Source organism: Cytobacillus sp. QJM3NY_8 (genome assembly GCF_056173585.1).
In genome coordinates this window covers 1375691-1401377 of sequence record NZ_CM149681.1, presented here as the reverse complement: position 1 = coordinate 1401377, position 25687 = coordinate 1375691, and the positions used below count along the sequence as shown (strand labels likewise).

The 25687-nt window shown below is 41.9% G+C and carries 19 protein-coding genes; 9 read left to right on the top strand and 10 right to left on the bottom strand.

Annotated elements, in window-relative coordinates:
• Positions 1-58: 58 nt before the first annotated feature.
• Entirely contained in the window at positions 59-1351 is a 1293-nt protein-coding gene (locus AC0VZ9_RS07395; RefSeq protein ID WP_009331269.1) for an extracellular solute-binding protein, read from the bottom strand.
• A 317-nt stretch (positions 1352-1668) separates the two neighbouring features.
• Between AC0VZ9_RS07395 and AC0VZ9_RS07390 the strand changes: the two genes are divergently transcribed.
• Entirely contained in the window at positions 1669-3438 is a 1770-nt protein-coding gene (locus AC0VZ9_RS07390; protein WP_009331270.1) for an alpha-glycosidase, read from the top strand.
• Between the two features lie 125 nt (positions 3439-3563).
• A complete protein-coding gene (locus AC0VZ9_RS07385) occupies positions 3564-4913 on the top strand; it encodes an MATE family efflux transporter (protein ID WP_009331271.1) in 1350 nt (449 codons plus the stop codon).
• A gap of 176 nt (positions 4914-5089) precedes the next feature.
• Here the strand turns inward: AC0VZ9_RS07385 and asnB are convergent, their stop codons facing one another.
• A complete protein-coding gene (asnB, locus tag AC0VZ9_RS07380; protein WP_475397183.1) occupies positions 5090-6937 on the bottom strand; it encodes an asparagine synthase (glutamine-hydrolyzing) in 1848 nt (615 codons plus the stop codon).
• A gap of 157 nt (positions 6938-7094) precedes the next feature.
• Between asnB and AC0VZ9_RS07375 the strand changes: the two genes are divergently transcribed.
• Positions 7095-7658, top strand: coding sequence for a DUF2777 domain-containing protein (locus AC0VZ9_RS07375; RefSeq protein ID WP_009331273.1), 564 nt, complete (start codon positions 7095-7097; stop codon positions 7656-7658).
• Between the two features lie 355 nt (positions 7659-8013).
• Here AC0VZ9_RS07375 and AC0VZ9_RS07370 read toward each other — a convergent pair whose 3' ends face one another.
• The 5 genes from AC0VZ9_RS07370 to AC0VZ9_RS07350 all read right to left on the bottom strand — a co-directional run bounded on the left by AC0VZ9_RS07370 (position 8014) and on the right by AC0VZ9_RS07350 (position 15662).
• Positions 8014-10935 (bottom strand): bifunctional diguanylate cyclase/phosphodiesterase, encoded by a 2922-nt coding sequence (locus AC0VZ9_RS07370; protein WP_019381456.1) that lies wholly within the window; start codon positions 10933-10935, stop codon positions 8014-8016.
• A gap of 203 nt (positions 10936-11138) precedes the next feature.
• On the bottom strand, positions 11139-11495 hold the full coding sequence (locus tag AC0VZ9_RS07365; protein ID WP_009331275.1) for a YisL family protein: 357 nt from the start codon (positions 11493-11495) through the stop codon (positions 11139-11141).
• A 195-nt stretch (positions 11496-11690) separates the two neighbouring features.
• The gene (locus AC0VZ9_RS07360) at positions 11691-12599 is read right to left on the bottom strand and encodes a fumarylacetoacetate hydrolase family protein (RefSeq protein WP_019381455.1); all 909 of its coding nucleotides are present in this window, start codon (positions 12597-12599) and stop codon (positions 11691-11693) included.
• Between the two features lie 84 nt (positions 12600-12683).
• Positions 12684-13871, bottom strand: a complete 1188-nt coding sequence (locus AC0VZ9_RS07355; RefSeq protein WP_019381454.1) for a DUF418 domain-containing protein — start codon at positions 13869-13871, stop codon at positions 12684-12686.
• A gap of 198 nt (positions 13872-14069) precedes the next feature.
• Positions 14070-15662, bottom strand: a complete 1593-nt coding sequence (locus AC0VZ9_RS07350) for a long-chain-fatty-acid--CoA ligase (protein ID WP_009331279.1) — start codon at positions 15660-15662, stop codon at positions 14070-14072.
• A 205-nt stretch (positions 15663-15867) separates the two neighbouring features.
• Here AC0VZ9_RS07350 and AC0VZ9_RS07345 point away from each other — a divergent pair, with 205 nt between their 5' ends.
• The 6 genes from AC0VZ9_RS07345 to AC0VZ9_RS07320 are packed head-to-tail and all read left to right on the top strand — an operon-like array spanning position 15868 to position 17792.
• Positions 15868-16089: a spore germination protein gene (locus tag AC0VZ9_RS07345; protein ID WP_009331280.1), complete on the top strand. Its 222-nt coding sequence runs from the start codon at positions 15868-15870 to the stop codon at positions 16087-16089.
• 12 nt (positions 16090-16101) lie between these two features.
• The gene (locus tag AC0VZ9_RS07340; RefSeq protein ID WP_009331281.1) at positions 16102-16341 is read left to right on the top strand and encodes a spore germination protein GerPB; all 240 of its coding nucleotides are present in this window, start codon (positions 16102-16104) and stop codon (positions 16339-16341) included.
• Between the two features lie 30 nt (positions 16342-16371).
• Positions 16372-16983, top strand: coding sequence for a spore germination protein GerPC (gene gerPC / locus AC0VZ9_RS07335; protein WP_009331282.1), 612 nt, complete (start codon positions 16372-16374; stop codon positions 16981-16983).
• A complete protein-coding gene (locus AC0VZ9_RS07330; protein WP_009331284.1) occupies positions 16980-17156 on the top strand; it encodes a germination protein GerPD in 177 nt (58 codons plus the stop codon). Before gerPC ends, AC0VZ9_RS07330 begins: the two co-directional genes overlap by 4 nt.
• Positions 17157-17162: 6 nt before the next feature.
• Positions 17163-17561 (top strand): spore germination protein GerPE, encoded by a 399-nt coding sequence (locus AC0VZ9_RS07325; protein ID WP_009331286.1) that lies wholly within the window; start codon positions 17163-17165, stop codon positions 17559-17561.
• 12 nt (positions 17562-17573) lie between these two features.
• Positions 17574-17792, top strand: a complete 219-nt coding sequence (locus AC0VZ9_RS07320; RefSeq protein WP_009331287.1) for a spore germination protein — start codon at positions 17574-17576, stop codon at positions 17790-17792.
• A 35-nt stretch (positions 17793-17827) separates the two neighbouring features.
• Here the strand turns inward: AC0VZ9_RS07320 and AC0VZ9_RS07315 are convergent, their stop codons facing one another.
• The 3 genes from AC0VZ9_RS07315 to addB form a co-directional block, all read right to left on the bottom strand.
• Positions 17828-18139: a hypothetical protein gene (locus AC0VZ9_RS07315; RefSeq protein ID WP_009331289.1), complete on the bottom strand. Its 312-nt coding sequence runs from the start codon at positions 18137-18139 to the stop codon at positions 17828-17830.
• Between the two features lie 191 nt (positions 18140-18330).
• Positions 18331-22089: a helicase-exonuclease AddAB subunit AddA gene (gene addA / locus AC0VZ9_RS07310; RefSeq protein ID WP_019381453.1), complete on the bottom strand. Its 3759-nt coding sequence runs from the start codon at positions 22087-22089 to the stop codon at positions 18331-18333.
• Positions 22067-25573, bottom strand: coding sequence for a helicase-exonuclease AddAB subunit AddB (addB, locus tag AC0VZ9_RS07305; protein ID WP_475397182.1), 3507 nt, complete (start codon positions 25571-25573; stop codon positions 22067-22069). Before addB ends, addA begins: the two co-directional genes overlap by 23 nt.
• Between the last annotated feature and the right edge of the window lie 114 nt (positions 25574-25687).

The following is a 25687-nucleotide window of genomic DNA, read 5'->3' as shown; positions in this document are numbered from 1 at the left end:
TTATATAAAAATGATGGGCAATACCTCCTGGGAGGTACCGCCCTTTGTCTGTCAAGATTTACTTGGCAGGGTGATTTGTTTCGATATTTGTTTTAATCGTTTTTACTGCATCGTCAAGTGCTGCCTTTGGTTCAGCTTTTCCTGTTGCAATCGTTTGAAGTGCAGAGGCCATTGGTCCCCAGACTTCAGCCATTTCAGGAATGTTTGGCATTGGAACAGCATATTGAGATTGCTCTGCGACTGCTTTTGCAGCTTCATTGTCTGCAATTACAGGATCTTCAATAAGAGATTTTACAGGAGGGATTTCCTGAGTTGTCTCGAAACGGATTTTTGAGTTTTCTTCATTTGTAATATGCTCAACAAATTTTGTTGCCCAATAAGGGTTTTTAGTGAATGCAGTTACATGCCAGCCTTTAACACCCATGAATGTTTTAACAGGCTCACCGTTAGGAAGCTTTGGCATTACAGAAACTCCAACATCAATTCCTGCATCCTTCATGCCTTGAAGTGCCCATGGACCATTCATAACAGAAGCAGCTTTTCCTTCATTGAATAAGCCATCCATTGCTGCTCCGCCGCTTTCCCCGATGATTCCTTTAGGGAATAAGCCCTCACTGTACCATTTTTGAATGAACTCAGCACCTTCAACAGCGCCTTCGTTGTTTAAGCCTACATCTTCACGGTCTAATGCACCGTCATTTTCCTTGAAAACATATCCGCCCATGCCAGCAATAGGTCCGTGTGCGAAATAGAAGTTATCGAATAGAGCCAGGAATCCGTACTGTCCGCCAGCCGTCAATTCTTTAGCTTGAGTGTAAAGCTCATCCATTGTTTCAGGAGCTTTTTCCATTAATGCTTTATTATAGATGAAAACTGGTGTTTCAGTTGCTTTTGGAAGACCATATAATTTTCCGTCAAACATTTGAGCAGTGATGGATGATTCTGTGAAAGTATCAAGAACACTGTCTTCTACCTGGATTTCCTGAAGAAGACCTTCAGTTACAACCTGGCCAATCTGGTCATGAGGAAGTGTAACAACGTCAGGTGCATTTCCCGCAGGTCCATCAAGTCTTAATTGGTCACGGATCTTATCTGCCATGCCCAACTCTTTAAATTCAACTTTAATTCCATATTCTTTTTCAAAAGACTCAATGGCAGGCTTTAAAGCTATGCCTTTATCTGTGTCTTCCCAAACTACTAATTTTTCCGGTTTTGGCTCTTCAGCCTGGTTTTCGCTTGTGCCGTTATCTTTATCTGTGTTTTCCGGCTGTGCCTCACGCTGAGGACCGCAAGCTGCCAGCATTCCGATCACTAATACCAGCATCATAAAGAAAGATAGTGACTTTTTCATGATATTGCCCCCTTTAAATAAATCTGTTGAGTAATGCAAAAAGTACAACCGTTTGCACAAAAGTGTAAACGCTTTTATCTATTTCTAAAAAATATGAGCGTTCACTTAAACTATTACCCAATGAAACCGCTTAATGAAAACGATTGCACAATTTCTAATTTTTATTATACAAGGTTTTTGGGCTTTTACAACTACTTTTTTCTAAATATTTTTAAGCGAAAATTAATTTCAAAAGATTGATACTCATTTCTATACTATATTTTCATTTCTTTCATATGGTATAATGCAAGCGATTGCACTTTGAAAGGGGAATTTCAATGGAAAAAGCAGCTATCATACATTATCCTGCTGATCATTATGTTTATCCCATCAGCAAGAAAACCTTACATATTAGACTGCAAACAAAGAAAGAAGATGTTTCTGAAGTCACTTTAATACACGGTGATCAATATCTTTGGGCAGATGGAAAATGGCAGTATGAAAAAACGGAAATGAAGAAATCCGGATCTGATGGCATTCATGATTATTGGCATGTATATATTGACCCGCCACATAGAAGATCCAGATACGGCTTTCAATTAAAGTCTGGTGAAGAAAAATTAATTTTGACCGAAAAAGGTTTTTACGAGGAGGCTCCTTCTGATTCAGGTTATTATTTCAACTTTCCTTATCTGCATCCTGAAGAAGTATTTAAAGCTCCTTCCTGGGTGAAGGATACAGTCTGGTATCAGATTTTCCCAGAAAGATTTGCTAACGGGAATCGCGGCAATGACCCCGAAGGAGTTCTTCCCTGGGGCAGTGAACAGCCTTCTAAGGATAACTTTTTTGGCGGTGATTTTGAAGGTGTCATTGAACATCTTGATTATCTTCACGAGCTTGGCATCACCGGCATCTATTTCACGCCTGTTTTTAAGGCATTTTCCAACCATAAATATGATACAATAGATTATCTGGAAATTGATCCCCAGTTCGGTTCAAAGGATACATTAAAAAGACTGGTTGAAGAATGCCATAAGCGGGATATTAGAGTGATGCTCGATGCTGTTTTCAACCATAGCGGATACTATTTTCCCCCTTTCCAGGATGTGCTTGAGAAAGGAGAAAAATCAAGATATAAAGATTGGTTCCATCCTCATAGTTTCCCGCTAAAAGGCGGGGAGTATCCTAATTATGAGACCTTCGCTTTTGTTGAGCAAATGCCAAAGCTGAATACACATAATCCAGAGGTAAAAAATTATTTGCTCAAAGTGGCCAGTTACTGGATTGAAGAATTTGATATCGACGGCTGGCGGCTGGATGTGGCCAATGAAGTTGACCATCAGTTCTGGCGTGAATTCAGACAGACTGTTAAACGAATTAAACCAGATCTCTATATTTTAGGGGAAATCTGGCACAATTCTATGCCCTGGCTGCGCGGAGACCAGTTCGATGCTGTCATGAATTATCCTTTTACCACGAACTTGCTTAATTTAATTGCAAAAAAATCCATTACCGGAACTGAATTCGCCAACAATATGACCGCTGAAATCCACAGCTACCCGGCCAATGTCTATGAAGCTGCATTCAATCTGGTTGGAAGCCATGATACACCCAGAATTTTAACGGAATGCGAAGAGGATAAAGACAGGGTAAAACTTATTTATACACTTTTATTTACCTTTATGGGTTCACCATGCATATATTATGGTGATGAAATTGGGCTAAGCGGTGAAATGGATCCCGGCTGCAGAAAATGCATGGAATGGGATGAGGAAAAACAGGATCGTGATTTACATTCTCATATTCAAAGGCTGATTAAGCTGCGGAAAGAGGAAAAGCTGCTGGCAAATGATGGCCATTTTGAATTTATTCAAACTGATTCTAATGTAGTTGCCTACCGCAAATACGATGACTTTAAAACAATCATCGTGCTCGCCAATCCTGCGGATGAAAATGCGGAAGTTACTTTGCCTTATCCGCTGAAAGGTGTAAAAGTTACTAACATGCTTACAGACGAAGAATTTGCAGCAGAAGCGGAGAACCTTAAAGTTCAGCTTGATGGGTTTGGGTTTGAAATCCTGTCCTTCCCCGCCAGCTTCAATAAATAGGAAACCTGATTGAAGTAAGGAAAGTTCTTAAGGGCAAGACCTTAAGGCTTTTCTTTTTTCGTTTTTAATTGTCGTCGGCCCCTCCTATTTACATGAAAATTTATTTACAAACAGGGAGAATAACCATGACTAAGAACCAGAAAAAATTGACATTATTTGCATTAACCTGGCCGATCTTTATAGAAATATTGCTTCACATGCTTATGGGGAATGCTGATACGCTTATGCTCTCGCAATATTCGGATGAATCCGTAGCTGCAGTTGGTGTGGCAAATCAGATCCTTTCTCTCGTGATCGTCATGTTTGGATTTGTTGCAACTGGGACGTCCATCCTTATTGCTCAAAATTTAGGCGCAAAAAATAATAAAACAGCTGCTGAAATTTCAATTGTCTCCTTAGGGGCAAACCTTGTATTTGGAATCATCTTAAGTATCCTTCTATATGTATCTGGCAAACCGCTGCTCCGGATGATGGATTTGCCGGTGGAACTTTTAAGCCAGGCAAACGCCTATTTGGTCATCGTTGGCGGCTTATCCTTTGTCCAGGCATTAATTATGACAATTGGAGCCATCATCAGAAGTTATGGGTTTACCAGAGATGTTATGTACATTACCATCGGCATGAACATATTAAATGTTATAGGCAATTACTTATTCATTTTTGGCCCATTCGGCTTTCCTGTATTGGGTGTAGAAGGAGTGGCGATATCCACTGTCATCAGCAGATTGATCGGATTTGCTGCTGCTGTCGCTGTCCTGCTTAGAAGAACAGAAAAAGCGCTTCCGTTCCGCTTACTTTTCCGCTTTCCAAAAAAACATATCAAAAATCTTTTAAGAATCGGGATCCCTTCAGCAGGTGAACATTTATCCTATAATGGGTCGCAGATGGTCATTACCATTTTCATCGCTGCTCTGGGTACAGAAGCTCTGACTGCAAAAGTTTATGCACAAAATATTATGATGTTCATTTTCCTTTTCAGTGTTGCCATCAGCCAGGGCACTCAAATCTTGATAGGCCATATGGTAGGTGGAAAGGATTATGAGGCAGCCTATAAAAGGTGCATGAAAAGTCTGCGCCTTGCCATCATGATTTCGTTCGGAACAGCCGTTATTTTCTCCTTATTCTCAGAAGAATTGATGGGCATATTCACTTCTAATCCAGACATCATAAAGATTGGCAGTGTTCTCATTCTTCTAACCATACTCCTGGAGCCCGGCAGATCGTTTAATTTGGTCGTCATTAACTCCCTCCGCGCAGCCGGCGATGTAAAATTCCCCGTTTATATGGGGATCCTGTCCATGTGGGGTGTAAGCGTCACCCTTTCCTATGTTCTTGGAATTCATTTTGGACTGGGACTTGCCGGCATTTGGATCGCTTTTATTGCCGATGAATGGCTTAGAGGATTACTCATGTTATGGCGCTGGAGATCCAGAGTCTGGGTTAACAAATCGTTTGTGTCATCAAAAGCAGTCTAAATAAGAAAAGCGGAAGCGCCTTGCTCACTGAGGAACGCAGACTAAATACGCCACGTCCTCCCAAAAGCTACCGCTTTCGGCCGTGCGATGTATCGCTGCGGCAGCTTTCCTTATCCTGCGGCAGCGTCTGCATGACCCCCATAATGAAAGCGGCAGTTAAGACTGCCGCTGTTTTTTCATTCTAAAATATTTATATTATAGTCTTTAAACCAAATATGAATCTGTGCAAGATGTGCTAACAGCTGAGGACCAGTCATAAGCTGCCCAAACCATGGTTCCTGGAATGAGTCACCGCCCGATTCTATTATATTCTTCAGCTGGCTGTAATCAAAGAATTCATACAGAGCGGATGACCGGTCTTCCAGGTATCCAGTGAGCATCTTTTGGACTGCTCCCGTATATTCCGGATTATGCGTTTTAGGGTACGGGCTTTTCTTTCTGTATAAGACTTCATTCGGCAGTATGCCTTCGAGTGCTTTGCGCAGGATTCCTTTTTCGCGGTTTCCATGCATTTTGATCTCCCACGGAATATTCCATACATATTCCACCAATCGATGATCGGCAAAAGGCACCCGGACTTCAAGGCTCGCCCCCATGCTCATTCTGTCCTTACGGTCCAAAAGGGTCGTCATAAAGTAAATCATATTAATATAGAAAAGTTCTCTCCTGCTTGCGTCTTCCTTGCTTTCCCCGTCTAAGGCAGGGGTTTCAGAGATTGCCTGAAGATATTTTTCCATGGCATAGTCATGGATATTTAATTTCTTCCTCCAATCTTCTTTCAATAGCCCCTGTCTGGCTTCGAGCGACCTCATCCACGGGAAGCCCTTGCGCTTTAAGTCTTCCTCTCTATGGAACCATGGATAGCCGCCAAATATTTCATCCGCGCATTCACCTGATAAGCTTACAACAAAATCCTTTTTTATTTCCCTGCAAAACCATAGCAGGGAGGAATCGACATCAGCCATGCCCGGAAGATCCCTTACATGCACGGATTCGATTAAATCCTCTGCCAGCTTCTGCTGGGTGATTATACAGCTGTTATGTCTCGTATTAAAGGACTGGGAAATTTTTCGGATAAATGCTCCATCCGAATTGGGCTGAAACTCATTTGCCTTGAAAAACTCTTCATTTCCCTCATAATCTATCGAATAAGTGTTCAATTGGCCCTTTCCATCTCTTTCGTAAGCTTTTGCCGCAATAGCGGTAATCGCACTCGAATCCACACCGCCGGAAAGAAACGTGCATAAAGGGACATCCGAGACCAGCTGCCTTGTTACAGCATCCGTAAATAATTCTCTCACTCGTTCAGCAGTTTCCTCAACATTATCCCCATGATGCGCACTTTTTACATTCCAATAACGCCATACCTTCAGTCCATTTCTCGAAAAGGTCAGCGCATGTGCAGGCCTTAATTCATCAATGCCTCTGAAAACTCCTGACCCTGGGGATCTTGATGGCCCCAGTCCAAAAACTTCTGCCAGACCTTCCCTGCCGATTTCAGCCTTAACATCAGGATGGGCCAAAATAGCCTTCAATTCAGATCCGAATATAATGCCCTGCTTCGTTTCTCTATAAAATAAAGGTTTTACCCCTAAACGGTCCCTGCCTATAAATAATTGTTCTTTCTTCTCATCCCATACAGCGAAAGCATAGATGCCATTCAAAAATTGAAGGCAATTTTCTCCCCATTCTATATAAGAAGTCAGCAAAACCTCAGTGTCAGAATGGCCATCAAACGAATATCCTTTTATAAGGAGTTCTTTACGGAGATCCTCCGTATTATAAAGCTCTCCATTATAGCAAATTGTATAGCGGTTTTGATGTTTTTCCCTAGTCATTGGCTGTTTTCCGCCTGCCGGGTCTACAACAATTAACCTTTTATGGCCGAATCCAGCATGCACATCTGTCCATATGTTTGTTTCATCTGGACCCCGCTTTGCCAGCGTATATGCCATTTTTCCAATTGCTTCCGTTTCTTTTCTCATATCTTTTTGGAAATCAATCCAGCCGGTAATTCCACACATTTTACATCATCCTTTCAAAGCGGAATCGCATGGGCACATTTTTCATGATGCTATTGTATGCACAGCCTAGAAAAAAGTTAATTGTCCACATACAAGCGGTTATAAAAATCGCCAAAACTGTCTAAAAAGAAGTTGAGGAAGTTAATGGAGGTTTTATATGAATAGACAGCAGCGAACAAAGCTTATTGAATATCAATCCCGTGCTTTTACAGAAGGCACTGTAGAGTATATTAATGAACAATGGGTTTTTTTCGACCATGAAACAGATGAAGCATCATTATTGGATGAATTCCTCCATCAGGAAATGGAAATATTTCGCTTTAAACGGTGGAAGAAAGGCATTTTATTTGAGGATGGCAAAGTGGCCTTTGATGATGAAATATTCCACTTAAAGAATCAGGACTCGATCCGCATCCGAAAACATCTTGTTTTCTCCCTCGAGAGATTACTGGAGGAAATGAATGATGATGCCTTTTACCAGTTCGTAACCACTTTAAATTCCATGCAATTTTCGGTTTATGACTGTATTTATTGCTATAATCAGCTGGCATTTTTCAATGATAAAGACAGAAAAAGCGGTGTGAATTTTATCGTTTTTGATAATCAGGATCATATTTGCAATGTGCAGCACCATTTTTGCTATTATGAAAAAATGAGTGATCGGTTTGAATTTACCTTAAACAGCGGAAAAAGAATGGTTATTGAAAAGATTTCTTCATAAGAAATGCGGAAGCGCCTTGACCACGAAGGAAAGCAGACTAAGAACGCCACGTCCTCCCAAAAGCTAACGCTTTCGGTCGTGCGAAGTATCGCTTCCGTAGCTTTCCTTGTCCTGTGGCAACGTCTGCATGACCTGCATCCTGCGGGCCTCAGGCATAAGACGGTTCCTGAAAGAAGGTGTTCTTCCTTCTGAAAGGAAACGGCTTATGACCCCGAGTCCCTATGAGCCGAAACAACACAAGCTTGTGATCTCGAGGGGGTAGGCAGATTGCACTAGTTCGACGTTCAAAATCTTATACTTTTTTCATAAAAAAACAGCAGCCTGCCTTTAATGGCGGTGCTGCTGTTTCTTTATTCTAGCTGTGCGTTTGGGCATATTTAGATAAGCCTTCCTCAAACTCACTGGTCATAAGCGGCTTATGAATATAGAAGCCTTGTGCATAATGGCATTTCAATTCTTTTAACAGCTCAATCTGCTCCTGTGTTTCCACCCCTTCTGCCACGACTTTAACAGCAAGTCCGTGTCCCATGGTGATGATGGCTTTTACAATGGCAACATCGGATGTGTTTAATCGCAGATTATTAATAAAAGACCGATCGATCTTTAATGTATTGATTGGAAGGTCCTTTAAATAACTTAGGGAAGAATAGCCTGTGCCAAAATCATCAATTGATACTTTGACTCCTATATTCTGCAGCGACTGCATGACTTGTATACTGTGCTCAACATTTCTCAGCATCGTGCTCTCCGTCAGCTCCAATGTTAAATATTGCGGCTCCATACCGGAAAGTTCCAATGCCATCTTAACTTCTTGAAGAAATCCTGGCTGCTGGAATTGATAGGCCGATACATTCACAGAGATGGAAAGCGATTTATAGCCAAGCATTTGCCAACGTTTATTCTGTTTACAAGCCGACCGCAATACCCAACCGCCGATATCCTTAATGAGACCTGTCTCTTCTGCAAGAGGAATAAATTCACCGGGTGAAACAAGTCCAAGTTTTGGATGATTCCAGCGGATTAGGGCTTCGCTCCCGTATAAATTGCCAGTGTCAAGATCAATTAAGGGCTGATAGCATAGAAAGAATTCATTTTTCTGCAAAGCTTTTCTTAAGTAGCTTTCAAGCTCAAGTCTGACCATTGCCTGCTGATTCATTTCCATTGAGAAAAAGGTGACCCTGTTTCCTCCCTGCTGCTTGGAGCGATTTGTGGCAATATCCGCATTTTTCAGCAGCAAATGCTCATCGGCCCCATCATCTGGATGCAGGCTCGCACCAATGCTGGCAGTGACAATAAACTCCTGATTCGACTGAGATATAGGATGCGATATTTCATCTAATATCTTTTTGGAGACATTCATAACCTTCTCGATAGTTGCTTCCCTTGATAATACTAAAGTAAACTTATCACCGCTGAACCTTCCCAAATAAGAACCCGATGGCAAAACCCTTTCTATTCTTTCGGAAATTTCCTTTAACACCATATCCCCAGCAAAGTGACCCAGACTATCATTTATGATTTTAAATCGGTCGATATCAATAGAAAGAACGGCAATTTTCTTCTGTTTTTTTCTGGCTCTCTTTAATTGCATTTCCAATTGTTCTGTAAACTTCATTCTGTTTGGCAGCCCCGTATCCCGGTCAAAAAAAGCCAGTTCTGTTATCTTCTCTTCAATCTTTTTCTGTTCTGTAATATTTCTGCCAATTCCATAAATACCTACACATTCCCCATTAACAGTAATCGGAATATTTTTGAGCTGAAAAAGATTGGTTTCGCCAGATTTTGTATTGATATAAACGTTATAATATTGCTCTTTCCCTCTTAACGCCCGGTAAAAGTGCATTCTGACCCTTGGCACATCCGCATCACACACATATGAAAGAGCTGTTTTTCCGATTATTTCATCCTGCATGAACCCAAAAGTTTTCTCGAATGCAGGGTTAATACTTGTGAAATTCCCCTTCAAATCGGTTGAATAAACAAAATCTGCATTATTATCAAATAGAGATTTATAATATTGTTCAGACATTTTCAGACTGCTGTTTAATGCATTAATATCATCCTGAGAAGCATGCATTAAATGAGTCAAAGAAGTAATCGTTTTAAATTGGGCCGTCTTTTCATAAGAATATAGTTTTGGCTGATTCTTTTTTGATTCAGCAACATTTTCTGATAGAGCAAGATATGTAAGAGAATGTCCGACCATCTGCGGCACTCTGCCTTTTCGGAAAGAAATTTCCCCGTATGAAAAGAACCCATTCGCCGGGGCTATCCCCTGGAACATCTCCAGTTCTTTTTCCGTAAAATCTCTTGCAAACTGTTTTCGTGCCATACAATTGTATATAAATATGCTTTCAGGAGCTAACTGGTCAAGCTCTTTTAATTCCTGTAAAGACCGTTCAATGATGTCTTCCAGATTAGCATAAGCAAACGTGAGTGTGTCTCCTTCTTCAACCTTCCTGTTTACTTTAATAGCACCATTTCCGAGTGGTTTTATAATAAAAACAGAAACTTTTTCCCCGCGGTACTTTAACAGGAAAGGGAATTCAGTACCTGATTCCGGTAAATCCTTAATAAAAGCCTCACCCAAATAGTGCTTTAGAATATTTAAGGGCTTCTTATGATCTAAGGAATAGATGATAGATCCTTCGGCCTTTGTAACAGTAAAGCTTTTTCCAATCTCCTGCCACTGATAATTTGCAAACGGACGGACTGAAAGATGGCCGCTTTGAAGCGCAACTGCTGCAAGCCCATCGCTGGTGAGTCCATCTTGAGTAAAAGCTAAGCCCTCCTGAAATAAGCCATTATCTCCCGCAAGGCCCCCTGAAATCACTATATCTGGATGGGTTTCATTAATCCCCTCCAGCAAGGCTGTGGAATCTACATCAAATCCAGCAGGGAAAATAATTACAGCTTCTGTATTGAAGATAGCAAGTTCCCGTGCTAAGGTCTTGCCCATTTCATAACTATTCTTAAAATCAGTCCTGTTAAACAGGAAAGATTTTAATTCTGTTTTTTCAAAGACAGTAAAGCAGATCACTGTTTGTTTTTCCGTAATCCGGCCTTCATGAATTTCACCAGAAGTCGAACAGCCTGCTATTTGTGCAAATGGAAGCTTGTCTGCCAGTTCTTTTTGAAGTTTCGCGATATTTAGACTTTCAGGGTTTCCTGTAAAAACCTGCACCAGCAAATTAGGATATTCATCTAATTCGTTCAAGTCTATAAATCTATTCAGCTGGCTGGTATTCTTATATAAACATGAAATCGTCTTTGCCATAAAAACCCACCATCACAGTAAGATCATTAGAAAAATGCCAGTTACCCGCTAAAGGAACGCTCCTTATACAGCAGAGACTCCCATTTCTAATTTTTTATCATAGAGTTAGTTATATTTTTAAATTACCATATTTAGTGAAGTCATGACATGACAAAATTAGAAAAAGCTGCCTTTTTGGCAGCTTTCTCAAAAAATATCTTTATTTACGTCATAAATGTTAATGGCAATTTAACAAAGCCTAAATATAAAACCAGAATTAAAGCAACAACAAACTGCCCCCATAAAATAGATGTCTTTTTCCCTTTAACAGTTCGGATAATAATCATTTCAAACATAGCTATTACCCAAATGCCTACCAGGGACTTCAGCACATAAAGAAGGTCAATGCTGTTAAGGCTGCTTAAAATCCAAACCCCTGTTCCAATAATCAGCAAATAGAACAGTCTCAAGATCATGTGAACGACTTTTAAACCTTTTTGCTTGCCGCTTTTATGCATCATAAGGGCAATAATAAATAAAACTAGTGCCAAAAACCAAGTTGTTATATGGGCATGTATCATTCCAGTGCCTCCTATAGTAAAATTCGATACCATCATACCATATTGGCATAGAAAATCCTAAAATTATGGTGCTGCTAAGATCATTTAAGAACAACTTTGTGAACTATTTAAGGCAATATGTGATATTTTTCATGGACACTCTGAAAATATAAATTAATACGTAATGGCCTGTGATTTTGTACACAGGCCACCTGTTTATTTTTCTATACAATTTGTTAGAGTTCCTATTTTTTCAACTGTAATTTCCACTTTATCTCCCGGCTGAAGAAAGCGTGGAGGCTTGAAGCCTTTGCCTACACCTGCGGGAGTTCCAGTAGCAATAATATCTCCCGGCTCAAGGGTCATGCCTTTTGACAGGACCGAGATGATTTCTTCGATTGGGAAGATAAAGTTTTCAGTATTTGAACTTTGTCTCAATTCTCCGTTTACCTTTGTTTGAATATCAAGCTGATTCGGGTTTTCAATTGCAGATGAATGGACGATCCATGGACCCATCGGGCATGTGGCATCCAGGCTTTTTCCGATAAAAAATTGCTTATGGCGTGACTGCAGATCCCTTGCTGTCACATCATTAATAATGGTATAGCCAAAGATGTGATCCAATGCTTCTTCTTTGGGGATAGCCCGTCCTTTTTTTCCGATTACAACGGCAAGCTCTCCTTCATAATCCAGCTCTGCTGTAACATTATGATGATTTAATACCGTTTCATTATGGCCTATTACCGTTGTTGGCGATTTCGTAAATACCATTATATACTCAGGAATGTCTTCTTTGCTTCCCATCTCAATTGCATGCTCGGCATAATTCTTGCCTACACAAAAGATATTCTTATCGGGACGGGGAATCGGGGCCTCCAATGCAACAGAAGCGAGCGGCCGGAAGAGTTCTTCCCTGCCGGGATTGCTGCTTAGCCAATCTTTTAATCTATGTACCTTCTCAATGAACTTATCTCCTAAGGCAATACATTCCTTCAAAGTCGCTGGCAAATCACTTTTGCCTTCCATTTTTACTAAAGCTGCATTTAGCGGAACAACCTTTGTGCCGGTTCCGTCCAATAAACCTGCCACACTTCCGCTGCCATCCTTAAAAGTAACAAACTTCATTCCCATCACCTCATTTTATTTTTCACTTTTTTAGTATAATATAAATTTTCAGATTTTTGGACTATTTATAAGTGAACCCAAATATTAACCCTTTCTCTTCCAACTAGGGATTTTCAAATAGGTGAAGCTCCTCCAAAGCCATTCAACCGGTCCATAATAATAGCGGGCAGCCCAGAAGCGGCTGATTATTACCTGAAAAGCGAAAATGAAAATAACCAGAAGTGTCCCCCAAAAAACAGATACCTTTCCATAGAAACCTAATCCATAACTATAAAAAATAAAAGTCGAGATAATAGACTGGAAAAGATAATTTGAGAGCGAAAGTTTCCCAACATATGAGAGCGGCAGCAGGAATCCGGGACCTTGACCATTTTTTATCATCACTGCTATCCCTAAACCATAAGCAATAGCCAGCAGCGGGCCTCCAAATATATCCTGCACGTAATCCAGTCCCAGATTGCTTTCCATCATGTATGGCAGCAATTTAAACAATACCCCTGCAGCCAAAGAGACCAGCATTATTTTCGTGAGGAATGCACGATTTTTTTCCGGTTCCTCCAGCCATTTCAGCTTGGCAGCTCCTCCTCCTATTAAAAATAAAGGAAAAATAGAGGCAATCATGATAGGCAGTGAAGCAAGATTATTAACTCCTGACCAGTCCTCTGCCCGCTGTACGGTAACCTCAGTAAAGCTTCCATTTTGATAGACCTGTAAAGAAGCTAATGCCGCTTGAGGGTCATAGATTGATAGCTCATCAGCAGGAACAAACAGAACAGTTGCAAAAAACAAAAGGGAAAATAACAGATTGGGAATGATGTAAAGCAATATTCCGATCAAAAGCATATTTCTTCCGGACATCTTTACAAACAGTAAAAACATAAAGCCAAAGATTGCATAATTAATTAGAATATCCCCATGCCATATGAGAAAAGCGTGAATGATGCCTAACAGCAGCAGAAGGGAAAATCTCCTTGCAGCCATTACTCCAAATCCAAGGCCTTTAGCCAGTGCGCTCTCCCTCAGAATGACTAATCCGTAACCGAACAGCATGGAAAATAATGGATAAAAGCTGGCCTGCACAAAGATATCAATAAAAGCATAGGCTGCTTTATCTGCCGGGCTGTCCCACCATTCAAAAGGATCAATGTATAGATATGGCGAATGGAAAGAAAGCATATTAACCAAAAAGATCCCGAGGATGGCAAATCCCCTCATAATATCCAGCGAAATGATCCGATCCTTCTCCAGCACCGGACTGACTTGCCTGTCCATAAAACGCCTCCTTCTTTGGAAAGAAAATCTAACCTTAATGATAGAGAGCAGAATTCTAATTGTCCAGAAAAGAAATGCGGAAGCTCCTTGCCCACGAAGGAACGAGAGACTAAGGGGGCAGGCTGCTTGTGCTAGACAGCTATCATCATTCTTTTTGAAAAAAAAGACCCCAGCAAATGCTGTAGTCCCGGCTTTCAGTTAATTAACAAAACGGCCTGTTTTCCCTTTCAACTCCCAGTAATCATTCCGAAGATGGATTTTTTGGATTTTCCCCGAAGCTGTTTTCGGCAGCTCTTCGACAAAAGTCACTCCCGTTACAGCTTTAAAGTGGGCAAGTTTCTCCCTGGTAAAACTGATAATTTCCTGCTCAGTCAGTGTTTTCCCGTTTCGCAGCACGATGAACGCGTGCGGCGTTTCCCCCCACTTTTCATGAGGTACAGCTATAACGGCTGCTTCCAGTATTGCAGGATGCTCGTATAAAGCCCCTTCAATTTCGATGGATGAGATGTTTTCACCGCCGCTGATAATGATATCCTTTTTACGGTCTACGATATCGATATTTCCGTATTCATCTACATTTGCCATATCACCGGTATGAAGCCAGCCGCCTCGAATAGCTTCCATTGTTGCCTCTTCATTTTTCCAATAGCCTTTCATCACTCCGTTGCTGCGGACAACGACTTCACCGATTTCCAGGCCATTATGGGCCACTTCTTCACCCTGTTCATTAATTACCCTGACTTCACAGCCTATCATCTGGTGTCCTGCCTTTGCTTTCATCCGGTACTGCTGAGCAAGTGGAAGTTCTTTAAGATGAGATCGAATCGTCGATACAGTGCTTAATGGAGATGATTCAGTCATTCCATATACCTGTATGAACTCCCATCCAAGCTCCTTTTCTACTCTTGTTACAAAAGCTGGCGGTGGGGCGGAACCAGCTATAACAACTCTGACATCTTGTTCAACAGCCGGAACAAATTGTTCATAATGCTGCATCAGCGAATTCAGGACTGTAGGAGCCATATGCATGACGGATACTTTATGTTTTTGCACTTCATCAAAAATCCTTTCCGGAGTCGCTTTTCTTATACACACCTGAGAAGCTCCATTTGCCGTGTAATAAAAAGGAGAGCCCCATCCATTCACATGGAACATCGGGAGGACATGAAGCAATACATCCTGATCACTGACCCTTAAATGATGCATAGTTGACAATGCATGCAGGTAATTGTTGCGATGGGTCAGCATGACACCTTTTGGATTGCCTGTTGTACCGCTGGTATATAGAAGGCTGCACACATCATTTTCATCGAGGACTTCCCTCTGATATGGACTGCTGTCCTGGCTGCTGAGCCATGAATCATAATCACTCTCTTCAGTCTCTTCCTCTTTATAATGCACGAAGATTTTTTTCACAGTTTTCAGCTGATCTTTCACGGGAAGTATAAGGTGATAAAGATCCTGGTCTACAAATAGAATTTTGGATTCACTGTGATTTAATATATACAGATAATCTTCCGGCTTCAGCCGTATATTTAGAGGGACGATAATTCCTCCCAGCTGAAAAATGCCATAAAAGCCCTCCAGCATTTCGACGGAATTTGGTGCAAGAAAAGCCACCCTGTCCCCTTTTTCAATCCCTGAAGCCTTTAAGCCATGGGAGAGCTGATTAACTCTCGTATTCAATTCCTCATATGTAAAAACTCGATCATCTGCAAAAATGGCTTTCTTTGAACCGTAAAGAGACACAGCACGATCTAAAAACTGCGTTACTATTAATGGGACATTCATCTTATGGCCACCTCACTGAAAATTTAGTGAATTCTATATTTTCTATATTATCATAAAAAATATGACAGTTTCACCTGAATTTTGTCTGTTATATAACATTTGCAGGCCTTCTTATTAAACGCATTTCAGATATTTGGGCTAATTAATCACAATCAGCTAGCAGGCACATACGATATACAAGAAATCATTTTAAAGGGTGTTATGTATGCCAGCTATTGTCGGAGTCGCACAGGTCATATCAATCGGAAGCAGTTCTGTCTTCAACATTGGGGATGTCTATAAAATCATGCCTGTTTCTAACGCTAAGACCTTTTCAGGCGCTGGATCGTTTAACACAGGGGATGGCCTGAATGTCTACAATCACCGGAGCACAACAAACACTTATGATTGTGATGGCGTGGATCAGGGCAATTATTTCAATGCTTAAACGGGTGATCTTATGAATTTTTATATACAGCAATCCATTCATATTAATTTTATTAAGATAGGCGGGATTTCAAACTCTTCCGTCATGCAGATTGGAAGTGCAGGCATAATAAAGCCAGCGTCTTATTTGTATAACACTGGCGGCTTTACTGAGCCTGCACCTGAAGCGGAATTGCCAACGCCGGCGGGGCCAGCAGGGGGGAGTGTTTTGCTGGCACCTTCTGTCCCTTTGACTGGAGCGCAGAAACGTTAAGTTCATTTTTAATAAAGCGAGGTGGTGCGCTTGAATCAGCAATTAAATACCTATCTTCAGCAATTGCATGCTTTTGTGGAGGCACAGGAAAAACGAATACGCAGCCTGGAAGCAGCGGTCAAAAAACTTCAGGAAGAGACTGAAGTTCTGAAAAACCGCCCGCCGATGCAGGTCGATCGGATTGAATATAAATTCGACCAGCTTAAGGTAGAGTCTCTTGAAGGAACTTTAAATATTGGCTTAAATCCTTCTGAGCTGCAAAACATTGAAGATTTTGCCGTAGATAACAAAAACATCAAAGCACCTATTTCGCCTAAGAATCAAATGAAGAGAACAATGGAAATTGAAGATGCCATCTATCAATATTTAGAACGGGAACTTCCTGACATTACAGCTTCTGTACAGAAGAAGTTAAATGTCAGTGTGGATGATTCCTATATTGCATTTATCAAAGAGGATATCAAAAAGCAGCTGCCTAACAGGATTGACTTCTATATTAAACAGCAGCAGGCTTCAAATCGATCAGGGCAGGAAAATGATAACGCAGAAATTATTGAGCTTATTAAAAAGGAAATTTACAATGGAGTCCATGCCTTTATCTCGCATTTGCCGGAGAATATGAAAGGGATGAATAACGAATGAATTATCAGGTATATAACAGAGATTTGTGTGTTGGCAGCATAAGAGTGCTCGGTGTATCCAGTTCATCTGTTTTAATGGTGGGAGATACGCAAACGATCCAGCTGGCAGCCACCTTTGATACACCACCAGAATCACTTCTGATTGGGCCGTTTGTGCCTCTGACACCGGAGTAAGCTGCTATGCTGCAAAGAACTTCATCCGTTGACAGAATCAATATTGACACCATCGCCTTTTCTTCTGTATTTGAAATTGGGGACTCCTGTTTTATTAAAGGATTCTCCAGAGCAATTGCCGATCAGCGTGAAGCTGAATATTTCAACGCAAAGGAAGGGAATTTTTCAGTCTATCCCGTATTCAGTGAACCCATTCCTTTAATCCCAATTGAAGAAGACATAACCATGCAGACAACACAGCTCAATCCGATCATTAGGGTTCAAAACATTGATATTATCGGGGTTTCCTCATCATCTGTCGTTCATATCGGCAACAGCGGAAATATTTCAATGGAAGCCCGGGTCAAGCATATCCGTCAGGTTTATCCCAAAACGGCGCTTCTTAAGGATGAAAATTTTTCATAAAGGATGTTTTACATGCCAGCTATAATCGGACCGGTACAAATCATCAATGTCGGCGGGGGGATTGTGCAATTTGGGGACTCCCTTTATATCTCTCCAAAAAGCAATTCAAAATCAACGACCGGACAGGGTGCCGCAAATACGGGCGGCTTAGTCATTACAAACAATGGCCTGAGTGCCAGCAATGTACTGGATACCAGTCTGGTTGATCAGCCAAATGTCGGCAATAACTAATCCATTATCAGAAATTCAGGACGATAGCACATTTGTTATCGTCCTTTTGATTTCCTGTCATTGGACTTTTTGGCTTTCGTTAACTTGGTTGAAGGCTGCTTCCTGATCCATTTCAAATATTTTCGGATTTTATCATCCTGCTGCAATAACTCTATTGAATTCAGCCTTACAGCTAGCTCTGCATTCGTATATAAAGCGTGAATCTGCTTATGGCAGGGTATGCATAATTTCGCGGTGGGCAGGAAGGTGCCTCCCATTTCTTTCGGCGTTAAATGATGGACTGTTATATCAATATCCTCCCGCAGGCATAATTCGCAGGTTCCCGCCTCTATTTGCCTTTTTCCCATTGCAAGCCTCCTTTATATTTAAATTACCCTTTATATTGGGGCGGCAGTAAATTTATATTCTCGTTTTTGCGCGCGGTGATGTTTCCTTTGCGCGCGGGAATTCACTGGTTGTGCGCGGCTTTTCGGCTATTACGCGCAATACCATTCCTAGTAACGCACAAAAAACCGGCAAGTTCTCTTGCCGGCTTTCCCTATAACTTAAGTGTATGAGCCCCGTCAAAGAAGAATAGGTATCTTTCATTGACTTCTCTCTTTAATATTTGTTCCAATGCTCTGGTGTACATATCAATTTGAACTTTGTACCTGTTTTCGAGAACGGGTTTGGCTTCAGCAAAGCCTCCCTTAAACCGGCCGCTGATTCCATCCGTTTTATAATCCAGAAGCACCAGGCCCTGCTCATCTTCAATTACACAGTCCACAATCCCCTGGATGAGAACCGTTTCATCTTCTCCCTTCCAATCTGAATAGATTTCCCGGGCTGGAAAAGATAGACTGAATGGGATTTCTCTTCGTACCGATTTAGCCTGAACGATTCTTTGTCCCAGTTTGGTTTCGAAAAACTGTACAATCAGCTGTGGTTCAATGCTGGCATGCTGCTCTTCTGTCAGCAATTCGTTTTGAAGCATCTCTGCCATTTTGGAAGATATTGTTTCCACAGTTGCAGGCCTGCTGAAATCAATATGCTGCATGACAGCATGCATAGCAGTACCCCGTTCAGCTGGAGAAAGAGATTTTTCTTGCATGAATCGAGGCCTGCCAAGCAGGGGTTTATTGATTTTACGGATTAATTCAGTTCCGCTGTCTTCTTCAGAAAAAATCTCCCGCTGCCGCTTCACTTCCGAAACGGATTGTTTAGATCTAGCTTGAGCAGCCTGCTTAAAGGAATATTTCCAGGAAAGCTGTTCCTCAACTTTATCCTTATAAGCCGATTCAGCCGGAACAGGTTTTCCTTCATAAACCAATTGCAGCAAATCCGTTTCGCCCTCATTGGCTTCTTCTGAAAGAACTGCAGCTTCTTCGCTTTTGATTATGGTTATATTCCAGCAGGAAGGGTGTTCAAGTATTTCTGCAGGAACGAGAGGATGAACCGGCCCTTCTCCTCTCAATGCCTCACAATCTCTATGTCTGACAAGCGATGGACCAATCCAGTCCAGGTAACTGTTTGCAGAAGCCCTGTCATACTCATTCAGGAGCCACTCTTTATGCTCCGATGCCTGCAGCCACTGATTTAATTTTTTATCTGCACTTTTGACGGACGATACCAGGAAAAGCTTTTCCTTCGCCCTTGTTAAAGCAACATATAGGACCCGCATTTCTTCAGCAAGCATTTCCATTTTCTTTTTTCGTTTAAAAGCAATCTGCGGCAAAGAGGGGTAAGAAATTCTCTTCTCGGCATTTACATATTTTGCAGCGAATCCAAATTCCTTATCAAGCAAGTATGGCTTTTTCAGATCCATCGTATTAAAATTGCGGGCAAGCCCTGCAATGAAAACGAAAGGAAATTCCAGCCCTTTGCTGCTGTGGATCGTCATAAGACGGACAACATCTTCCTGCTCACCCAAAGCACGGGCAGCGCCAAGATCATCGCCTCTGTCCCGCATTCGTTCAATAAACCTTAAGAAGCGGAATAATCCTCTGAATGATGTTGCTTCATACTGTCTTGCTCTATCGTACAATGCGCGAAGGTTTGCCTGCCTCTGCTTTCCGCCCGGCATGCCGCCGACGAAATCATAAAATCTGGTTTCTCTATACAGATGCCAAATCAGTTCGGAAAGCGAACCCTGGCGGGCCATCACACGCCAATCTTTAAGCTGGTCAAAAAACGGCCGCACTTTCTCATATAATTCTTCTGTTTCCAGGGTTGGGTCATTCCGGCAAAAAGAAGTCAATGCTTCATAGAAAGACCCTCTTTTATTATGGATTCTGATTTGTGCAAGCTCTTCTTCTGTCAGCCCCAAAATAGGAGATCTTAGAACTGATGCCAGCGGAATATCCTGATACGGATTATCAATCACTTTTAGAAGTGACATCATAATCGCTACTTCCGTTGCTTCAAAATAGCCGCTGGAGAGATTGGCATAAACAGGGATTCCCTGCTGTTTGAACTCCTCCATTATTTGCGGAGCCCATGTCATGGAACGAAGCAGGATGACAATATCCCTGTACTTGGCAGGCCGCCCGGATTCGGTCTTTGTGTTGTAAACTTCTTTCCGATTCCCAATGATTTCTTTTATTTTCGACGCCATAAATCTGGCTTCGAGCTGTGACTGGGCTAACTCTTCGCTGTCAAAACCCTCATCCATTGATTCAGGCTCAGGTTCGTTTTTTTCATTTCCTTCAAGATCAATAATGGCTATTTCCACAGGGTGTTCCTGACTCTCTGAATAAGGTGCTCCTTTAATAAGCTCAGCTGCCTGATCATACTCAATTTCACCAACAGATGTCCCCATAATTTGCTTAAAAATATAGTTGGTCCCGTGGAGGACTTCTTTACGGCTTCTGAAATTTCGCGCCAGATCAATTCTAAGGCCTGTCTCTTCTCCGTCCCGTCCGAACCGGGTGTACTTACTCAAAAACAGATTAGGCTCTGCAAGGCGGAAACGGTAGATCGACTGCTTTACATCGCCTACCATGAAAAGATTCCCGTTTTCTTCTGAATCTGCTGTTACCAGCTGCAAAATAGCTTCCTGCACCATGTTGGTATCCTGATACTCATCAACCAGGACTTCTTTGAACTGATTTCTGCAGGCAAGAGCTGCTTCTGATGGCAATAGCCTTCCCTCTTCATCTGATGATGAAAGAATTTCAAGGCAATAATGCTCAAGATCGGCAAAGTCAACCAGCCCTTTTTCAGTTTTAACCTGGTCAAAGCGAATTGAGAATTCTTTAACTAACGAAACAAGCGATTCTATATGGGGCTTCATTTCCGCCATGTCACGCATGAAGCTTTCCTGTTTGCGGAAAAACAGTTCTTCCTGCAGGCCGGTTATGATTTTCTTGGCCTGGTCCCTGAGTTTCTTTGCCTTTTCAACCAGCCCTTCATCATAATCATTGCCTTTACACGTTTTGGCTCTGCCAAAAGACCATGATTGCATCGCTTCATATAGCATCGGCCACGAATCGTTTTTCGCTTCGATTAGAGTATTGACAACGTGCAGATCTGCGATAAAGTTTTCTGCTCTCGGAGCCGGTCCTCCAGGAAGCTTGGTCAGCTCCAGCCCATATTCCAGCAGCTGCCTGGCCCCTTTCAGCTGAAGATCTATATCCTCCAAAAGGGAACGGACAAATGGAAGCTTTTCAAGACTTTCAACACCGTCCACGTTATACATCTCAACAATTGAATCAAGATATTGATCAGGTGAAGGGTTGGAGCGGGCAAAATCGTATAAGTCCCTTATTATATCCTGAAGGGCAGTGTCACTTCTGTCATTTGTAAAAGTATCCACAAGTGCAAAGAATGATTCGTTTCCCTCTTTACCGTATTCCTCTTCAAAAAGCTCCTCGAGTACTTCATCCCTTAAGAGCTGTGCTTCTGTTTCATCAGCGATTCGAAATCCGGGATCAATATCGGTCATGTAGTAATATTTACGGATCATCTCTAAGCAAAATGAATGCAAAGTCGAGATGGATGCCCTGTTTAATAAGCTTACCTGCTTTCTGAGGTGAGCAGACTTCGGATCGGCATTAATCGCTTTTTCAAGCGCCTCGCCGATTCTGTGCCTCATTTCGGCAGCTGAGGCATTTGTGAAGGTCACAACAAGGAGTTCATCGACATTAATAGGATCTTCATCAGCGATAATCTTATTGATAATCCTTTCAACCAAAACAGCCGTTTTCCCTGAACCGGCTGCAGCAGCCACCAGAATATCCTGTCCCTTGGCCATAATTGCTTTCCACTGGTCATCAGTCCAGGTTGCATCTTCCGGCTTAGGCGGTATGGCCATTTTCATCGCCCTCCACCTCCTTCTTGATGATTTCAATCATGTCTTCTTTTGGCTTAGGCACAAATAACCTGTAATCATTGGTTTCGAGCGATTCGTCAAATTGGCATACAGATTTATAGGCACAAAATGTACATGGTGTTTTTTCCTTCATTTTATATGGGGCAATTTTAACATCGCCCTCTGTAATCATATTGCCAGTATTCCTATACATCTTTCTTACGTAGCGCCGCAAATAATCAAACTCCTGCTTGCTAGCCACTTTAGATCGCTTTGAAAGTGTGCCGTCTTTTTTAAATCCGGCTGAGATAATGGATGAATCGCCTGTCTCAATTGTCTGGTCCATTAACCTGATGACATTTTCATCTCCCAGCAGCAGGCCATTCATTTTAAATTTCTTATAGAGTTCCTGCTCGATATCCTCTATGGTCAGCATTTTTGAAGTGCTGACGATTGGATTATGAACATGGAAATAAAGGACTCCTGCCGGATCGGCTTCAGTCCCGATCAAAGAATTGGAATGAGCAATAATGATGTCCAGATACGTGAGCATCTGCAGAGCAATCCCATAATATACCTCACTGACATTCAAATCCTTGGAGCTGGATTTATAGTCAATTACCCGTAAAAATGTCCCGTTTGTATCCTGAGCCTTGTCCACTCTGTCAATTCTTCCGACAAGCTCCATTTTAGTCCCATTTTTAAGAGGAAAAACAAGCGAAGGAAGTTCTCCTTTTGGACCAAACCCCAATTCCAGCCCCACTGGCGAGAATCCGCTTGATTTGGCATGCTCACTGATAACATAGGAAGCCCTGCTGATGATTTGCTCAAGCTTTCTCTTAATATAGTGATGCCTGTTCGAGCTTAAAAGAATTTCATTTTGCAGTTTAGGAGCAAGCATTTCAACTGCTTCTTTTGCAAGGATCTCACACTGTTCCCTTGTCATATCTGTCCATGAAAGTTTCTGGGACATAACTGTCTCTGCGATAAATTTTAAAGCGGCATGGAATAAATCCCCGATATCCGGCGCTTCCAAACGGTATACCTGTCTTTCCCGCAGCTTTAGTCCATGCTGTGCAAAATGGGAAAATGGACAGCTATGGAATAATTCCATCCTGGAAACACTCGCCTGAATATGATCGCCATACAATTCTTTACTGATGTCTTCGCCAAGCTGAATTGTCCGGTTTTCATAATTCAGGCTGGAAAGAACCTTTAATGCCGGCATTCTCCACTGCTCATTGTTAAGATAGCAGTTATAAACATCCCACCACAGGTCATAGATTGGATAGCTGCGTTTTTTCAGCTGAAGCTGAGAAGTCAAATACGAAAGTGCTGTATTAAGATTATCCGCATATTCCAGCTGCTCCGTTTCCGGCAGCTCTGCCGGATCCGACATGAAGGAAAGCTGCCTGCAATCAGGGAATAAATCTCCCAATCTCTTAATATATGGAGAAGGCATAAGTGCTTTACCTTCTTCATTCGCCAGCGGATAACTGATAAAAAGTTTTTCTGATGGAGTGACAAACGCTTTATAAGCAATAAATTCTTCATCAAGAAGTCGTGTTCGGCTTCCAGGCGCCAGTTTCATTCCGCTGGTGTTCAGAATTTCTCTGTCATCATCCGCCAGCACACCCTCCTCTGAGAACTTGGCAGGAATTACTCCTTCATTGAGACCAATGACAAAGGCAGCTTTAATATCAGTTAGCCTTGATCTTTCCAAATCGGCAGCCATGACCTGATCGATGGCAGGCGGAACAAGCGTGAAACGCAGCGACTCCAGACCGGCATCCAGAACGGAAGCAAAGCGCTTTAGAGTCACCTCTTCTTCACCAAGCATTTCTACATACTGATCGAGAAGCTCCATAATGGCATTCCATGCTTGTCCATGCTCCCTTGATTTAACAAGGTTCCCTTTTTCCTCTTCAGCCGATTTCCACTTTTCAATCTTCACAGGCACATCCAATTCTTCCAGATATAAAAATAAAGCTTCACAATATCCGCGGCCATCAGCAGCCTTTTTCAAGCGCCTGTGCAGCCTTAATATTGGGCCTGTAATCATTTCGCGCAAATCACTTAACTCATCTTCTATTTTCTTCTCGGCATCTGTCTGGGCAACCGCTTCAAACTCCAGCCCCCTGATTCTCCTGTATATCCATCTTTTCTTCTTCGTCCATTTGTCCCCTTGGATGCCATAGGCAAGAACATAGTTCTCAAGTCTGTCCATTTGCTCACGAAGCTTGCCGGCGTTTAACTTGGACGGGAAAATAAGCTCCGTTTTTACTGCTCTGAAGATCGGTTCATAGCGCCAATTCCCATTGATGATTTCAAGAGTTGACCTAATTAACTCCACGAGTGGATGATTCATCATAGTTCTTTTTTGGTCAATAAAATATGGGATTTCGTAGTCATGGAACACTGTTTCAATCATGTCATGATAATCCTGTCCGTTTCTTGCAAGTACTGCAATATCACGATAGCGATAGCCATCTGTGCGAACAAGCTTATTTATTTTTCTGGCAACGCCCTCGATTTCAGCCCGCCTGTTGACAGCCTGTCCGATGTGGATGTCTGCTTCCCCTGGAAATGCCTCAGCAGGCCTGCTGTCAAAATATTCCTCAAGATGTCTAAGCGAAGGGCTGCTCCACCTTTTTTGCTCAGCAAGGACCAATTCTTCAATACCCAGACTGTTGCGGAAAGCCATTTCTTTGATTGTCTGATAGTTTTCTCCCGCCATTTTGAATAAATGAAGATCTTCAGGAGCACTATGCTTAAGCGGCTGGTCAAGTGTCAGTGTAATAGTGACGTTTTTACACTGCTTCATCAGCTGTTCAACAATCGAATATTCCTGTGGTGTAAAGCTGTAAAAGCCATCTATATAAACCTCGGCATTTTTTAGATACTCTGAATGGGATGCTTTTTCAGCAAGAAGGCGGAAGTAGTCTTCCGAATCGGTATATTTGCCGGCAAGGGATTCTTCAAAATTTTTATATATTAACTCAAGATCATGAAGCTTGTCCTGAAGTGCCTTATTCGATTTCCCTGTTCCTGGGAGCTGCTGCTGCCTTTCAGCAAGTTCATCGGGGGCTACACAATACCGTTTGAATTCAGTCATCATTTGTTCAATTTGCTGAATAAAACCATTTTTATCTGCAGCCCTCTGAAAAAGCTTAAGCTCATCCTTTTTATCTTCGATGATCTTGCGGATAAGCATGCTGATGCCAACACTGTTAAGATGATATCTGCTCAAGCCTCCTGTTTCCTGAAGAATTTTCCACGCAAGTCGCGTGAAAGAATATACCTGGCTGCGAATCATTCCGCCAAGGCCGGGCGTTGTAATTAATTTATATTCTGAAAGGAACGTCATTTGTTCCGGAACTAAGTAAATGATGGGATCTCCATCCGGATTAAGCCGCAGTTCATCGCGGATTTCATTAAGGCAGTATTCCGTTTTGCCGCTTCCGGACCGGCCTATCAATAAACGTACGGTCATTTTTTTCCTCCTTAAAAAAGCTCTCTCTCTATCATTATTTTATCATATAAGCTGTTCAATTTTTCGAATGGGGTTCTTCAAAATTGTGGAAATGACAACTTACCTATACGAGGT